Origin of the sequence: Microbispora sp. H10836 (assembly GCF_012999525.1) — a bacterium.
In the GTDB taxonomy this organism is placed as follows: Bacteria; Actinomycetota; Actinomycetes; order Streptosporangiales; family Streptosporangiaceae; genus Microbispora.
This window is the reverse complement of the sequence record NZ_JABBWU010000008.1, coordinates 235,943-249,298: the sequence shown is the minus strand read 5'-3', so window position 1 is coordinate 249,298 and position 13,356 is coordinate 235,943. Positions and strand designations below refer to the sequence as shown.

General features: G+C 71.0%; 15 protein-coding genes, 1 tRNA gene and 1 pseudogene. 8 read left to right on the top strand and 9 right to left on the bottom strand.

Features of this window, described 5'->3' with window-relative positions:
- The first annotated feature begins 335 nt into the window (after nucleotides 1-335).
- The gene (locus tag HHX30_RS17455) at nucleotides 336-509 is read left to right on the top strand and encodes a hypothetical protein (RefSeq protein ID WP_169983007.1); all 174 of its coding nucleotides are present in this window, start codon (nucleotides 336-338) and stop codon (nucleotides 507-509) included.
- Nucleotides 510-514: 5 nt separating this feature from the next.
- Here the strand turns inward: HHX30_RS17455 and HHX30_RS17450 are convergent, their stop codons facing one another.
- The 3 genes from HHX30_RS17450 to HHX30_RS17440 all read right to left on the bottom strand — a co-directional run bounded on the left by HHX30_RS17450 (nucleotide 515) and on the right by HHX30_RS17440 (nucleotide 1,206).
- Nucleotides 515-715, bottom strand: a complete 201-nt coding sequence (locus HHX30_RS17450; RefSeq protein ID WP_169983006.1) for a hypothetical protein — start codon at nucleotides 713-715, stop codon at nucleotides 515-517.
- A complete protein-coding gene (locus HHX30_RS17445) occupies nucleotides 712-1,005 on the bottom strand; it encodes a hypothetical protein (protein ID WP_169982821.1) in 294 nt (97 codons plus the stop codon). The genes HHX30_RS17450 and HHX30_RS17445 overlap by 4 nt, the downstream gene beginning before the upstream one ends.
- Before the next feature lie 129 nt (nucleotides 1,006-1,134).
- A tRNA-Arg gene (locus HHX30_RS17440) sits at nucleotides 1,135-1,206 on the bottom strand.
- A 148-nt stretch (nucleotides 1,207-1,354) separates the two neighbouring features.
- Between HHX30_RS17440 and HHX30_RS17435 the strand changes: the two genes are divergently transcribed.
- Together HHX30_RS17435 and HHX30_RS17430 are read left to right on the top strand one after the other, a co-directional pair.
- Entirely contained in the window at nucleotides 1,355-1,723 is a 369-nt protein-coding gene (locus HHX30_RS17435) for a response regulator transcription factor (RefSeq protein ID WP_169983076.1), read from the top strand.
- Nucleotides 1,724-1,796: 73 nt separating this feature from the next.
- Nucleotides 1,797-2,417, top strand: coding sequence for a LysE family translocator (locus tag HHX30_RS17430; RefSeq protein ID WP_169983005.1), 621 nt, complete (start codon nucleotides 1,797-1,799; stop codon nucleotides 2,415-2,417).
- Here the strand turns inward: HHX30_RS17430 and HHX30_RS17425 are convergent, their stop codons facing one another.
- Nucleotides 2,418-3,125: an alpha/beta fold hydrolase gene (locus HHX30_RS17425; RefSeq protein ID WP_169983004.1), complete on the bottom strand. Its 708-nt coding sequence runs from the start codon at nucleotides 3,123-3,125 to the stop codon at nucleotides 2,418-2,420. It lies immediately after the preceding gene.
- A gap of 83 nt (nucleotides 3,126-3,208) precedes the next feature.
- Here HHX30_RS17425 and HHX30_RS17420 point away from each other — a divergent pair, with 83 nt between their 5' ends.
- Nucleotides 3,209-3,802 (top strand): TetR/AcrR family transcriptional regulator, encoded by a 594-nt coding sequence (locus HHX30_RS17420; RefSeq protein ID WP_169983003.1) that lies wholly within the window; start codon nucleotides 3,209-3,211, stop codon nucleotides 3,800-3,802.
- A gap of 248 nt (nucleotides 3,803-4,050) precedes the next feature.
- A complete protein-coding gene (locus tag HHX30_RS17415; RefSeq protein ID WP_169983002.1) occupies nucleotides 4,051-4,629 on the top strand; it encodes a DUF5666 domain-containing protein in 579 nt (192 codons plus the stop codon).
- Nucleotides 4,630-4,681: 52 nt separating this feature from the next.
- Here HHX30_RS17415 and HHX30_RS17410 read toward each other — a convergent pair whose 3' ends face one another.
- From HHX30_RS17410 to HHX30_RS17400, 3 genes are all read right to left on the bottom strand, one after another.
- Entirely contained in the window at nucleotides 4,682-6,070 is a 1,389-nt protein-coding gene (locus HHX30_RS17410; protein WP_169983001.1) for a glycoside hydrolase family 16 protein, read from the bottom strand.
- A gap of 360 nt (nucleotides 6,071-6,430) precedes the next feature.
- On the bottom strand, nucleotides 6,431-7,009 hold the full coding sequence (locus tag HHX30_RS17405) for a hypothetical protein (RefSeq protein ID WP_249350141.1): 579 nt from the start codon (nucleotides 7,007-7,009) through the stop codon (nucleotides 6,431-6,433).
- 183 nt (nucleotides 7,010-7,192) lie between these two features.
- A complete protein-coding gene (locus HHX30_RS17400; RefSeq protein WP_169983000.1) occupies nucleotides 7,193-7,699 on the bottom strand; it encodes an anthrone oxygenase family protein in 507 nt (168 codons plus the stop codon).
- A gap of 82 nt (nucleotides 7,700-7,781) precedes the next feature.
- On the opposite strand from HHX30_RS17400, the gene HHX30_RS17395 reads away from it, so the two are divergent.
- Nucleotides 7,782-8,729, top strand: coding sequence for an AraC family transcriptional regulator (locus HHX30_RS17395; protein ID WP_169982999.1), 948 nt, complete (start codon nucleotides 7,782-7,784; stop codon nucleotides 8,727-8,729).
- Nucleotides 8,730-8,812: 83 nt separating this feature from the next.
- Here HHX30_RS17395 and HHX30_RS43740 read toward each other — a convergent pair whose 3' ends face one another.
- Entirely contained in the window at nucleotides 8,813-9,226 is a 414-nt protein-coding gene (locus HHX30_RS43740) for a carbohydrate-binding protein (RefSeq protein WP_396704264.1), read from the bottom strand.
- Between HHX30_RS43740 and HHX30_RS43735 the strand changes: the two genes are divergently transcribed.
- Nucleotides 9,207-9,527: a hypothetical protein gene (locus tag HHX30_RS43735; protein WP_396704261.1), complete on the top strand. Its 321-nt coding sequence runs from the start codon at nucleotides 9,207-9,209 to the stop codon at nucleotides 9,525-9,527. The genes HHX30_RS43740 and HHX30_RS43735 overlap by 20 nt on opposite strands.
- 38 nt (nucleotides 9,528-9,565) lie before the next feature.
- Here HHX30_RS43735 and HHX30_RS43730 read toward each other — a convergent pair.
- Nucleotides 9,566-10,618: pseudogene (locus HHX30_RS43730) on the bottom strand (glycosyl hydrolase); the annotation flags it as partial.
- A 1,380-nt stretch (nucleotides 10,619-11,998) separates the two neighbouring features.
- Here HHX30_RS43730 and HHX30_RS17385 point away from each other — a divergent pair.
- Nucleotides 11,999-13,300 carry an ABC transporter substrate-binding protein gene (locus HHX30_RS17385; protein ID WP_169982997.1) on the top strand — a complete coding sequence of 434 codons (1,302 nt, stop codon included), beginning with the start codon at nucleotides 11,999-12,001 and terminating at the stop codon, nucleotides 13,298-13,300.
- Nucleotides 13,301-13,356: the final 56 nt, after the last annotated feature.

Sequence of the window (13,356 nt, the reverse complement as noted above, 5' to 3'; positions counted from 1 at the left end):
CCGTACGGGCCCCGTGTCACCCCTCAACGCCGCCGGGGCCGGCCACGAGGACCGGGCCGCGTCCGCCGACCCGGCTTCCCCGCGCTCACCGATCAAGGCCGTCACGCCGCTCGCGGATCTCGCGCAGACCTGGGTCAGGACGAGCAAGGCCGTCACCGCCGCTGCGTCAAGAGCGACCAGTGGACGGAATTCCGCGACCGAACATTCGTTCAAAGGCGATGCGGGTGAACCAGCCAAGGCCGGTGGTGAACAGCGGCGGCCACACGATCGGCCCGAAAGTGCAGGCGACCAGCACCACGAGCGGGATTCACACGCGATGCACAGCTTGGTAAAGCGTGCCAGGCGGACGAACCCCCGCGAGCCGCGCCAGGTCGGACAGGGCGAAGAACATCAGCGCGGCGGCGGTGGCAGGCAGGCCATACGGCGCCAACTCCTCCAGTGTCTCCGCGATGCGTGAACGTTTCGCCGACTGGGAGCGGGAACTGCTCTCCGGCTCCGATACGGGCTGAACCCCTCAGGACCCGACCCGGTCGACGAGCCCCGCTCGATCGAGATGCTCCATAAGCCTGGGCTTACGCGAGTGTTCCCGGCGCAGCGACATGAGCCGCCGCGTGAACTCCTCCAGGCGAGCGACACGCTTGGCCACAGTCCGCAGATCCACCAGAAGCTCGACGGCCGCGTCGTATTCGCCCGGCTTCCGGGTGCCGATCATCACGTCGACGCGTTCCCAGGCCGCGTCCTCGCCACGGGCCAACGCCGCCAGCCGCCTCCTCGCGGGCCGCGGCCCGCTCCCGCTCCCGGCGGGCCTCCTCCTCGACCCGCGAGGCCGCGGCCCGCCGCCCACGCTCCGCGCGCCGTTCTGGCCAGCGCCCGCTGCGGCGCGCTCAGTGTCGCCAGCCCGGCCGGCACCGGCGGTTCCGGCTCGTCCTCGACGTCGTAGTCGAAGGCGTCCACGGTGGCCTGCTCGACCAGCGCGTCCAACTGCGCCGCACTCAACTCCGGCACAGCGCCAAGCGAACCTCCGGCGGCAGCATGGTGATCACGTGCACGCACCTTCAGGCCGCACAACCCGATCGAGGCCAAAACAGTTAAAGCGGGACAAGCATGGCTTGTCCCGCTTTAAGACACTATATGTGCCCCCTGCAGGATTCGAACCTGCGCACCCGGCTCCGGAGGCCGGTGCTCTATCCCCTGAGCTAAGGGGGCTCAACCGCTGATAAGGCTACCAGCACTTGAAGGCCGTTCGTCACATCAATACGGCCGCCCGGGAGTGTGCGCCCGTAGATCAGCGAAAACCGCGCGCCCACCCCGTCTCATTGCTAGCTTTGCCGCCGTGAGCGAGCTTCTGGGACGCGTGCTGGTCGTGGATGACGACGAGGTCATCCGGCAGCTCATAGCGGTCAACCTGACCCTGGAGGGGTTCGAGGTCGAGACCGCCTACGACGGTCAGGACTGCTTGGACCGCGTCCACGACGTGGATCCCGATGTGATCACGCTCGACGTGATGATGCCGCGTCTGGACGGCTGGGAGACGGCCAGGCGGTTGCGGGAGGACCCGAGCACCCGGCACATCAAGGTCATGCTCATCACGGCCCGGGCCCAGGAGGACGACCGCAGGCGGGGATACGACATCGGTGTCGACGCCTACCTCACCAAGCCGTTCGACCCGGCCGAGCTGATCCAGATCGTACGGGACCTCGCCAAGGGACCCGGCTCGCTCTGAGCGGATTGGTCCACGCACACGGCAGCCGATTGGCCCGGGAACGCGGGACGGAACGCTTCTAGCCTCGGCAAGCGTGATCGATACCTCGACGTTCCTGGTTTTCGCGGCGACCTCGGCGGCTCTGGTGGCCGTGCCGGGGCCCAACCATCTCTACATCGCCGCCCGGGGTGTCACCCAGGGCCGCCGCGCCGGGGTCGCCTCGGCCCTGGGTGTGGAGACGGGCACGCTGGTCCACATCGCCGCCGCGGCGGCCGGGCTGTCCTATCTGCTCGCGCGCTCCGCGGCGCTGTTCACCGCGGTGAAGTGGGCCGGCGTCGCCTATCTGGTCTATCTCGGCGTCCGCGCCCTGACCCGCCGGGGCTCGGACGGCGACGAGCCGAGCCCGCAGCCGCTGCGCCGGGTCTTCCTCGAAGGCGTCATGGTCAACGTGCTGAATCCCAAGACCGTGCTGTTCTTCCTGGCGTTCCTGCCCCAGTTCGTGGATCCCTCGGGCGACGTGCCGGGGCAGGTCCTCCTCCTCGGACTGGTGATCGCCGTCATCGGGCTGGCCTCCGACCTCGCGTACGCGCTCACCGCCGGGTCACTCGGCAGGCGGCTGCGCGCGAGCACGCTCAGGTACGCCTCGGGGCTGGTCTACCTGGCGCTCGCCCTCGTCGCCGCACTCGGCGGAGCCGGGCGTACGGCGCGGGGGTGATCAGGCCGGGCGGCCGGAGACCGCCTCGGCGGCGGCGTCGACGAAGCGGGCGAGCCAGGCGGGATCGGCGAGCACGGTCAGATGACCCCGGCCCGGCACGTGCGTGAGACTGCCGTGGGCGCAGGCCCGCAGGAACGCCTGCTCGTCGGCCCGGAACGGGTCGCGGGCGCCGTTCACCAGCCAGACCCGCCCCGTGTAGGCCGCCAGGGAGGCGAGGGGGTCCCCCGCCGTGACCGCCGCGAGGACGGGCGCCACGACCTCACTGCTCAGTCCGCCCTCGATCATGGCCTCGCCGACGGCGCCCGGCAACATCCGGCGCAGCGCGACCCGGCTCACCCGGTCGGCCCGCTCCGGGTTGCGGGAGGCCAGGCGCCCCACGAACCGGTAAGCGCGTGCGATGGGCCGGTCAGGACGCACCGTGCACCCCATCGCCACCAGGCCCGCGACGAGGCCGGGATGCCGTGCGGCGGCGGCGATGCCCACGTAGCCGCCGAGGGACAGCCCCACGACGAGCGCCCGGCCGCCCAGGTCGGCGATCGCCTCCGCCACGACGTCGCAGGCCGCCTCCGTGTCGTACGGCCGGCCGCGCCGGCGGCCGTGGCCGGGCAGGTCGGGCGCCGCGGACGGGGCCCGCAGCAGCGCCCGGACCGGGGTCCACATCGTGCCGCTCAAGCGGGTGCCGTGGACGAAGACCACCGGCAGGCTCATGACACACACCTCCCTAAAACAACGCACCGTTGCGTTGCACTTGGCCATTAAAACACAACGGCCCGTTGCAGTAGGCTCCCGGCATGGCCCCGCGCAAGAAGGACGACATCCTGAACGCCACGCTGCTGCTGCTGGCGGAGAAGGGGTACGAAGGGCTGACCATCGAGGGCGTGGCCGAACGGTCGGGGGTCAACAAGACGACGATCTACCGGTGGTGGCCGTCCAAGGCCGCCCTGCTCGGCACGGCGCTGGTGGAGGCGCGGGCGCTCGACTTCCACGTGCCCGACACCGGCAGCCTCCGTGGCGACCTCCACGCGCTACTGGACGACCTTGCGCGGATGGTCACCACTCCCCCCGCGGCGGACGTCGCCGTCGCGGCGCTCGGGGCCGCCGCCAACAACCCCGAACTGGCTGCGGCGGCCAAGGGCTTCTTCGCCGACCGATTCGCCCGGGAGCGCCCGATCTTCGAACGGGCCCGGGAACGCGGCGAGATCGACGACGACGCCGACCCGATGACGATCATGGATTTGCTCGCCGGCGCGGTCTGGCTGCGGGTGGTATTCCGGCAACTGCCTCTGGACGATGGCTTTACCGCGCGGGCGGTGAGCGCCGTACTCGATGGGGTAGGGCGGCCAGGGGATCCGAAGGCAGGCCGACCGGCGCGGACCGGCGGCTGACCGGCGGATCGGGCGAATCGATCGGGCGGCCCGGGCGGGAGCGCCCGTGACGGCCCACGACGGGTTCGCCGGCGCCGCGCGCTCCACGCGCGGCCGCGTACGCCCGGCCCATCCTTTGCCGCGGACGTTCCATGACCCGCCGCGGTCACGTCCGCTCACGTCGTTCGCGCACATCCCAGCCGCGCCGGCCACGTCAGGCCGCACCGCGTCATGCCGTGCCCCAGCGCGGGAGTGGAGGGAGCACACCGATGACCACTTCCAGCAAGCCGCCGAAACCTCACGGCAAGCGGCCCCGGCTCCTCCTCGGAGTCGCCGCGGCGCTCACCCTCGCCACCGGCGCCGGCCTCGCCGCGGCCGGCGCTCCCGGTCAGGACCAGCCGCGGTACGCCCAGGCGGGCCAGATGCGGCCGGGTCCGGAGCAGTTCGGCATGACCGAGCTCGCCCTGCTCCAGCTCGGACCGGCCGGGGCCCAGGCGCAGCCCAGCCCGTCCGGCGAATACCAGACCTTCACGAGCCAGACGGGCGCGGTGGACTCGCTGCAGGGCAGCAGCCTCACGGTGAACGGCCGCACCTACACGGTCGACGAGTCGACCAGGATCGTCGCCGACTACAAGGGCCTGCAGGGGATCCGGCAGGGCGACCAGGTCTGGGTCGTGGGCACGACGGGGAACAACCCGAGGGCGATCATCGTCGCGGACGCGAGCCGGCCGGCGCTGCCGGGTCACGGCGGAGGCGGGGCATCCCCGTCAGGGGCCCCGCAGACCCCGACCGCGCCCGCGACACCCAGCGAGACGGCGTCACCGGAGACCGTTACGCCCACCGAATGACGTCGCTCGTGGCCCACGGGCGGGGACCACCGCGGCCCCCGCCCGCGTGGTCTCACGATGTGGCGAAGGTGAACCAGTTGAGGTTGACGAAGTCGGCCGGCTGGCCGCTGCTGAAGGTGAGGTAGACGGTGTGGGTGCCGGTGGTCGGCGCGATGTTGGCCGGGATGGTCGTCCAGGTCTGCCAGCCACCGGTGTTGCCGACGGCGAAGTCGCCGATGGGAGTGGCCGTCGGGCTGTCGAGCCGCACCTGTACGAGGCCGCTCACGCCGGCCGCCGCGCCGGAGGCGACCCTGGCCTTGAACTGCCGCGCCGCCGTCGAGCCGAAGTTGACGCCGTCATAGCGCAGCCAGTCGCCGTTGGAGATGTAGCCGACGTTCTGGCCGCCGCCGGCGTCCTGGGTCGTCTCCGTCTGCGTGCCGCTCTGCGCCTGGTACGCCTCCGCCTGGATGGTCGAGCGGGCGTCCACGCCACCCGGCGGGGGCGAGCTCGGCGAGGGGCTGCTGGTGGCGCCGCTCTGCCACACGGCCACGTAGTCGACCACCATCGGCCGGCCGGACACGGTGGCGGAGGTCGGCGTGGAGAATCCGGCGACGCCGTTGGGGAAGCCGCCGCCCATGGCGACGTTGAGCAGGATGAAGTATCCGGCGTGGGAGGTCATGTTCGACCAGGTCGTGGCGTCGAGCTGGCTCTGGCTGATGCTGTGGAACTGCTGACCGTCCACGTACCAGCGGAGCTGGTTGGGGGTGACGCTGCGGTCCCACTCGAACCGGTAGGTGTGGAAGGCCGACTGGCAGGTCGAGCCCGGGCAGGCCCGGCTGGCGCCGATGCCGTTGGTCTCGCCGCACGCCCCGCCGGGGTTCACGCCGCAGTGCAGCACGCCCCAGACCGAGTTGATGCCGTTGACGTTCTCCATGATGTCGAACTCGCCGATGGCGGGCCAGTTCTGGTAGTTGCCGCGGTACGGCGAGCCCAGCGCCCAGAAGGCAGGCCAGTAGCCGAGGGCGGCGTCGCCGGTGACGTTCGGCATCTGGATGCGCCCCTCGATGCGCAGGATCCGCCCGGCCTCGGGCTTGAAGTCCGTACGACGGGTCTCGATGCGGGCCGATGTCCAGTTCTGACCGCTGCCGATCGGGGTGATGCGCAGGTTGCCGGAGCCGTCCAGGCTGACGTTGGCCGGGTTGGCCGTGTAGTTCTGGATCTCGCCGGTGCCCCAGTTCGAGGGACCTCCGGGGTACGAGTGGCCGGTGTCGATGATCCAGTTGGTGGACGACGGGAGCGATCCGGCCGCGCCGGTGAAGTCGTCCGACCAGACGAGCGACCAGCCGGACGGCGTCCCCGGGACGGACGCGTCGGCGGGCCGTACGGCGAGGGCCATGACCGCGGCGGCCGCGGCGAGCAACGCCAGCATCGAGCGCCGCCATGGGGAGTGGAGCACACGCATGAGTACCTCTCTCCTCGGTCCGGTCGTCGCGGCGGGGGATGGGGGGTGCGGGCGGCCTCACGGAGCGGAGACGGCAGAGGTCTGCCGGAAGGCCGGACGGCGGCGTCCGGAGAGGGTCGTGAGAGCCCGCGCACCGCGACCGCGGACCACTTGAGCGCCACTGTCCCCTCTGAATCTCACTGACGTCAAGAGGGTCTGTGAAATTCAAGAGAGCGTTCTCTCGACCAAATCACTTGTGAGCCACTTCAAGCGAGAGCGCTCTCCCCTACGGAGACCGATCACCGTTTCCCGTCGCGGACAGCGGACATGCCGGTGCCCACCCCCAGGGGGCTGGGGGTGGGCGCCGGAGCTTGTCGGGGGTTACTTGAGGATCGGGAGGCGGCGGACCAGCGGGGTGGCGGCCCAGACCCTGCCGAGCCCGAGGGTGGTGCCGGCGCCGGCCAGGGTCAGGCCGATCAGGACGATGGCGTAGACGATGTGCTCGTCCATGAAGGGGTTGGTGGTCAGGGGGAGTTCGGCGGCCCACATCAGGAGCAGGAGCAGGGTGCCGGTGGTGGCGGCGATGCGCATTCCGATGCCGAGGATGAGGGCGGTGCCGATGCCGGCCAGGCCGGTCATGAACAGCCAGTCGACCCAGGGCTGTCCGGCGAGGGTGTTGAACAGGCCGCCGAAGGTGTTGTCGGCGGTGCCCTTGAGGAAGCCGGTGGTGGGGCTGCCACCGTTGATCCAGGCCTTGGCGGCGGGAGTGGCGAAGCCGAAGCCGAACATCTTGTCCAGGAAGGCCCACAGGAACACCCAGCCGATGGCGACGCGGGCGGCGGCCCAGGCGTACCGGGCGGGGCCGGCGGTCGTCCGGGGCGCAGTGGCGGGGGTCGTCTGGGGCGCGGTGGTGGCGGCGTCGAGGTGAGTCCTCTGGTTACGCCTCTCGATGGTGGCCATGACCGGCCCCTTTCAACGTTTCGCGTCTTTGCTCTCTCTTTGACATCTCAAGCAAACCGCGATCACCGGCCCTGCCGCAGGAGCCGTACGGCACGCCACGGTCATCCCGAAGTCCCGTGATCGTGGGACTTTCGGTCCAGGTGCGTGCAAACCGCGGGCATCGCGCCCACAGCGGCGGCCAGGTCAGGAGCCCCGGCCCCAGAGGTAGGCGCCGTAACCCATCAGCAGCAGGCTCACCCCGCCGGCCATGGCCCGCCAGGTGTTCCACGTGGTCCACCGGGACGAGTAGTCCGACCAGAGCCGGGCGGCGGTCTCGGTCAGGTCGCCGTGGGCAGCCGCGGCGGCCAGGGCGTCGTTCATCGGCACGTTCACCGCGGCCGTCGTCAGGACCACGCCGACGGCGTAGACCGCGGCCGCGGCGAAGAACGGCCAGGCCGCGCCGGAGTGCGGGGTGGCCAGCAGGAAGGCGCCCGCCCCGGCGGCGGCGACCGGGGCGAGGACGAACGCCGCCAGGAACACCGGGTTCTGGATCTTGACGTTGATCGCGTTCATCGCGTCGATCGCCGAGGAGGCCGGCACCGCGTTCAGTCCCGGCATGACGCCCACCGAGAACCCGAAGAACGTGCCCGCCATCCCGGCGGTCATGAGCAGGGACAGGGCGGCGGAGGCGGCGGCGAGGAGGTACATCATGGTGATCAGCCAACCGGCGTACCGCTACGGGCGACATCGTCGAGGATCTCGGCCGCATATCCGGGCGTCTACGATTCCCGGCATGGACGCGCTGGCCGATCTCCTGGACGGGCCCCGGGCGCGCGGGGCGTTCCTGCTGCGGGCGACGCTGAGCCCGCCCTGGTCGGTGCGCATCCAGGACGAGGCGCCGCTGTGCCTGGTCGCGATGGTGCGCGACCAGGCGTGGATCACCCCGGACGGGGAGCGGGCCGTACGGGTGGGGCCCGGCGACGTGGCCGTCGTGCGCGGGCCCGGCCACTACACGGTCGCCGACGATCCCGCGACCGCGCCGCAGGTCGTGATCCACCCCGGGCAGGTCTGCACCACGCCGGACGGCCACGGCATGTCGGCGGAGATGGACCTCGGCACGCGCAACTGGGGCAACGACCCCGACGGCTCCGCCGTGATGCTCATCGGCACCTACCAGATGCGCGGCGCGGTCACCCATCGGCTGCTGGCGGCGCTGCCGACGCTGCTGGTGCTGAGCGGTGACTCCTGGGACGGCTCCCTGGTCACGCTGCTCGGCCGCGAGATCGTCAAGGACGAGCCGGGTCAGGAGGTGGTGCTCGACCGCCTGCTCGACCTGCTGCTGATCGCCGTGCTTCGGACCTGGTTCTCCCGCCCCGGCGCGCGGGCCCCGGGCTGGTACCGGGCGCACGGCGACCCGGTGGTGGGGCCGGCGCTGCGGATGTTGCACGCCGACCCGGCGCACCCCTGGACGGTCGCCGATCTGGCCGGCCGGGCAGGGGTCTCCCGCGCCGCGCTGGCGCAGCGGTTCGGGCGGCTCGTCGGCGAGCCGCCGATGGCCTACCTGACCGGGCTGCGGCTGGCGCAGGCGGCCGACCTGCTGCGTGAGACGGACGCGACGCTGGAGGCGGTGGCCCGCCGGGTGGGGTACGGCACCGCCTTCGCACTGAGCTCGGCCTTCAAGCGGGAACACGGCGTGAGCCCTCAGCGGTACCGCGAGAGCCTGAGACGCGCGACCGGCTGAAAACCGCCGCTGAGGCGGCACGCCGTTCCCGGCGTGCCGCCCACCGCGGGCCGTTCGTCAGGGCCGTTCGTCAGGCCCGTTCATCAGGATGTGGCGAACGTGAACCAGTTGAGGTTGACGAAGTCGGCCGGCTGGCCGCTGCTGAAGGTGATGTAGACGGTGTGCCTGCCGGTGACGCCCGTGATGTTCGCGGGGATCGTCGTCCAGCTCTGCCAGCCGCCGGTGTTGCCGAGGGCGAAGTCGCCGATCGGGGCCGCCGTCGGGCTGTCGAGCCGCACCTGTACGAGGCCGCTCACGCCGCCCGCCGCGCCGGAGGCGACCCTGGCCTTGAACTGCCGTGCCGCGGTCGACCCGAAGTCGACGTTGTCGTAGCGCAGCCAGTCGCCGTTGCCGATGTAGGCGACGTTCTGGCCGCCGCCGGCGTCCTGGGTCGTCTCCGTCTGCGTGCCGCTCTGCGCCTGGTACGCCTCGGCCTGGATGGTCGAGCGGGCGTCCACCCCGCCCGGAGCGGGCGACGGGGATCCCGAAGGGGAAGGAGACGGGGACGGCGAGGGTGACGGGGAGGGTGACGGAGACGGCGAGGGCGACGGGGACGGCGAGGTGGACCCGCCCGCGCTGGTCGCGGTGGACCGGGCCGGCACGGTCAGGGTCCTGCCGTCCGAGAACCTCACCACCCTGGCCGACGTGCCGAAGTTGTGCGCGACGTACGTCCGGGTGGAGCCGCCCGCGAAGACGGCGGCGGTGGTGCTGTCGGCGGTCACGCCGGGGTCGACCGTGCCCATCCTGGCCAGGTTGTAGATCCAGTGGTAGGTGTGCGCGAGCGACTCGCCCGACTCGGGCGCCAGCGTCGTGTATCCGGCGTCCCACGCGCTCTTGGCCGCGGCCGGGTCGGCGAGCGCCCGGAACTGCCAGACGACGTCCTTCCACTCGACGGCCGGGCCGCCGTTGTTCGCCTCCATCTCGGACAGGTTCTGCTTCACGTCGGCCTGGTAGAGCCCGTGGTAAAGCGACCCGCCGGTGACCGGCAGCATGTTGATCCCGTGGATCTCCTCGGGGTTGGCCGTCCACCAGGTCGAGTACGCCGCGCCGGAGCCCCAGATCATGCCGGCCGTGTCGTGCCCGAACCCGGCGGGGAAGACCGCGTCGTCCTTGTCGAACCAGTACTGCGCGATGGCCGACGACTGGGTCGTGTAGAGGTAGACGCCGAGGTCACGCAGGGCGGTGTCACCCGTCGCCGCGCCGAGGAGTATCGCCCCGGTCGCGAAGTTCATCGCCTCCGACGACGACTCCTCGTTGTTGCCCGCCGCGAACCCCTGGTGCCCCGACGCCCAGCCGTTGCCGGCGTACGGGTCGAAGTTGCGCAGGAACGGGAACCGGGTCTCCGACCTGTCCCCGTTGTTGGCGTCGGCGGCCAGGAGCTTGGCCATCGGCGCCCAGCTCGCCGCCCAGGACGAGTCGTACCTCGCCACGGTCGCGGCGGCCATCAGGTAGTAGCCGTAGTGGAAGTGGTGGTCGTTGACCTCGGTGTCGCTGCCGTACGAGGCCGGGTAGCCGGTGAGCACGCCCCACGTGGCGTCGTAGCGGAACTGCTCGGCTCCCCCGGTCGTGAACCAGCTCTCCAGCTCGCCCTTCAGCAGGCCGAGCAGCTTGTCACGTGAGGCGGTGTCGCCGAGCTGGTCGGCGATCGGCACGAGCTGCGCCAGCCGGCCGAGGGCCTTGCCGGTCCAGTAGGTGTCGGTCGCGCCCTTCCACGGGTCGGTCGCGTTCGCCTCCTGCCTGACGTAGCCCCCGAGCCTGGTCCTGTCGTACGCGCCGAGGTCGGGCAGCGACGGCAGCACGCCGTGGAACGTCTGGACGGTGCTGAACGACGTGCCCTCGCGCAGCTTCATCGTGCCGCGTGGCGAGACGTAGGCGTACGACGTCAGCGGGCTGCTCGTGGCCAGCCACTGGTGGCGGTAGAGCGCCAGCAGCGTGCCGGTCTGCGTGCCCTCCTTGGCCGAGGTGGTCGCCGTGTAGGTTGTGGTGAGCCGCGCCGACGTCTCGTCGTACGACCAGGTCACCCTCGTGCCGGTGACGAAGCTGAAGGCGTACTTCGCGAACAGGTCGAGCGTCGAGGCGGACGCGTCGGGCAGCACGGCGACCGAGAAGTAGTTCTTCCCGCCGAGCGCGTCGGTCGCCACGGTGCCGCTGAGGCTCCAGTCGGTGCCGGACGGCCCGAAGATCCCGTAGTGGTGGCCGTTGACGGTGACGCCGAGGACGTTGCCCCGATCGGCCCAGACCGTGGGCGTGGCCACGAACGCGACCCGGGCGTCGCCGCCGCTCGGCGTCGCGTAGACGTACGGCAGGCCGTGGCCGATCGTCGCCTTCAGCGAGCGCGCGCCGTCCGACCAGTACGGCGTGACGGTCCAGTCGGACCAGTCGTCCACCTTGGTGTCGGGCGAGTTCAGGCCGGTCACGCCCAGCGTGAGGTCGCGGGCGTGCGGGAACTCGTACTGCCGGCCGTCGGAGCTGATCAACGGCGTGGTGGGGTAGCTGACCTCGAGCCCGCCGGCCACCGCACGGAAGGTCAGCGGGTGGCCGTAAATGTTCTCCGAGTACGGGTTCGCGGCGTACCGCTGGAAGGCGAGCGACGACCACCAGTCGTTGGTGGGCACCTTGCGGGTGACGCTCGATGTGACCTTGGGCGTGACCGGAGCGCCGGCGGAGTTGGCGGGACCGCTTGCTCCGGCGGGCAGGTCGGTGGTGTAGCCGCCCGCGCCGACCGGGACCGTGGCGGCGCCGGCGGGCAGGGCGGGCAGGGACAGGGTGAGGGCGGTCAGGACGGCGAGGCCGAGGGTCCTGACAGGACGGAGTGGCATGTGCGACCTCCGCTGGGGGGTTAACGACTGCGGGAGGCGGAACTCCTGCCGGCCCGTAATCCGGCAGCAACGCTGGAAGCGCTCTCAGCGCCGCTGACGTTAAGCGGGATGCAACCCCTTGTCAACGGGGAGAGAAAGTTTCATGAAGATCGAGAAAACGCTCTCTCTTCGGGTTCGGCCCGCGGCCCGGCGACCGATCCACACTCCGGCGACCCCTCCCGCCGGGCCGTGACGGGACCCCCGCACGCTGCGCCGATAGCCGTGGGAGCGCTCTCACCAGCGGTTTCACCGTCTGGAGATAACGGCAATCGTTACTGATCCAGCCCTTGACGACCTCACGGCCGACTCCCACTCTTGTGCGAGAGCGCTCTCTTCAAGATCGATTACATATGCGGAACCCAAGGAGGGTTCATGGGCACTCCCCACCCGGGCCGCCGGGCCGTCCGGTTCGTCGCCCCCATGCTCGCCGCCTCCCTGCTCACGCTCACGGCGTGCGGCGGAGGCGGATCCGACACCGGGGCCGGCGGCGGCCAATCCACCGAGAAGGTCAAACTCAGCGTCGGCCTCTTCGGCGACTTCGGCTTCAAGCCGCTGTACGAGGAGTTCAAGAAGACGCACCCGAACGTCGAGATCGAGGAGCGCCAGGCGGCGTTCGCCGACCACCACACGAACCTCGCCGCGCACCTGGCCACCGGGGCGGGCGCCGCGGACGTCGAGGCGATCGAGGTGGGCTACATCAGCCAGTTCACCTCGCAGCCCGACAAGTTCACCGACCTCAAGCAGTACGGCCTCGACAAGCGCCAGGGCGAGTACCTCGACTGGAAGTGGCAGCAGGGCCTGGCCCCCAGTGGCGCTCTCCTCGGCCTCGGCACCGACGTCGGCGGCCTGGCCATGTGCTACCGGACCGACCTGTTCGAGCAGGCCGGCCTGCCGAGCAAGCGCGACGAGGTGTCGGCCCTGTGGCCCACCTGGGAGCAGTACATCGAGACCGGCAGGAAGTTCGCCGCCAAGGCGCCCAAGGACGCCAAGTTCTTCGACAGCCCCGGCGAGATCTTCCGCGCCATCATCGCCCAGGCCCCGGTCGGCGTGTACGACGCGCAGGACAACATCGTCGTCGCCACCAACCCCGACGTGAAGAAGGCATGGGACCTGTCGATCCAGATGATCGACGCCGACCTGTCCGCCAAGATCGGGGCCTTCACGCCCGAGTGGAACACCGGCTTCGCCAAGGGCTCGTTCGCGACCGTGATCTGCCCCGCGTGGATGACCGCCTACATCCAGGACCAGGCCAAGGACTCGGCAGGCAAGTGGGACATCGCCACCGTCCCCGGCGGCGCGGGCAACTCCGGCGGCTCCCACCTCACGGTGCCCAAGCAGAGCAAGCACCCCAAGGAGGCCGCCGAGCTGATCGAGTTCCTGACCTCGGCGCAGAACCAGGCCGCGGTGTTCAAGGCGATCGGCAACTTCCCGTCGATCCCCTCGCTGTACGACCAGCCCGACATCCAGAACTTCACGAAGGACTTCTTCAACGACGCCCCCGTCGGCAAGATCTACTCCGACGCCGCGAAGAACCTCAAGCCGCAGCACCTCGGCCCCCGCGAGGGCGACGTGCGTACGGCCATCGGCAACGGCATCGGCCGGGTCGAGCAGGGCAAGCAGTCGCCCGACGAGGCGTGGGCCCAGGTCCTCAAGGACCTGGAAGCGATCAAGTAGCCCGTCGCCGGCAGGGCCCCCGGGCGACCACGCTCGGGGGCTCTCCCGAAGGAGGA

Coding starts and splice junctions, on each gene's coding strand:
- HHX30_RS17425 (WP_169983004.1), bottom strand. CDS start 3,125: ATGAGCCTGCCGGTGGTCTTCGTCCACGGCACCCGCTTGAGCGGCACG.
- HHX30_RS17420 (WP_169983003.1), top strand. CDS start 3,209: ATGGCCCCGCGCAAGAAGGACGACATCCTGAACGCCACGCTGCTGCTG.
- HHX30_RS17415 (WP_169983002.1), top strand. CDS start 4,051: ATGACCACTTCCAGCAAGCCGCCGAAACCTCACGGCAAGCGGCCCCGG.
- HHX30_RS17410 (WP_169983001.1), bottom strand. CDS start 6,070: ATGCGTGTGCTCCACTCCCCATGGCGGCGCTCGATGCTGGCGTTGCTC.
- HHX30_RS17405 (WP_249350141.1), bottom strand. CDS start 7,009: ATGGCCACCATCGAGAGGCGTAACCAGAGGACTCACCTCGACGCCGCC.
- HHX30_RS17400 (WP_169983000.1), bottom strand. CDS start 7,699: ATGATGTACCTCCTCGCCGCCGCCTCCGCCGCCCTGTCCCTGCTCATG.
- HHX30_RS17395 (WP_169982999.1), top strand. CDS start 7,782: ATGGACGCGCTGGCCGATCTCCTGGACGGGCCCCGGGCGCGCGGGGCG.
- HHX30_RS43735 (WP_396704261.1), top strand. CDS start 9,207: ATGGTCGAGCGGGCGTCCACCCCGCCCGGAGCGGGCGACGGGGATCCC.
- HHX30_RS17385 (WP_169982997.1), top strand. CDS start 11,999: ATGGGCACTCCCCACCCGGGCCGCCGGGCCGTCCGGTTCGTCGCCCCC.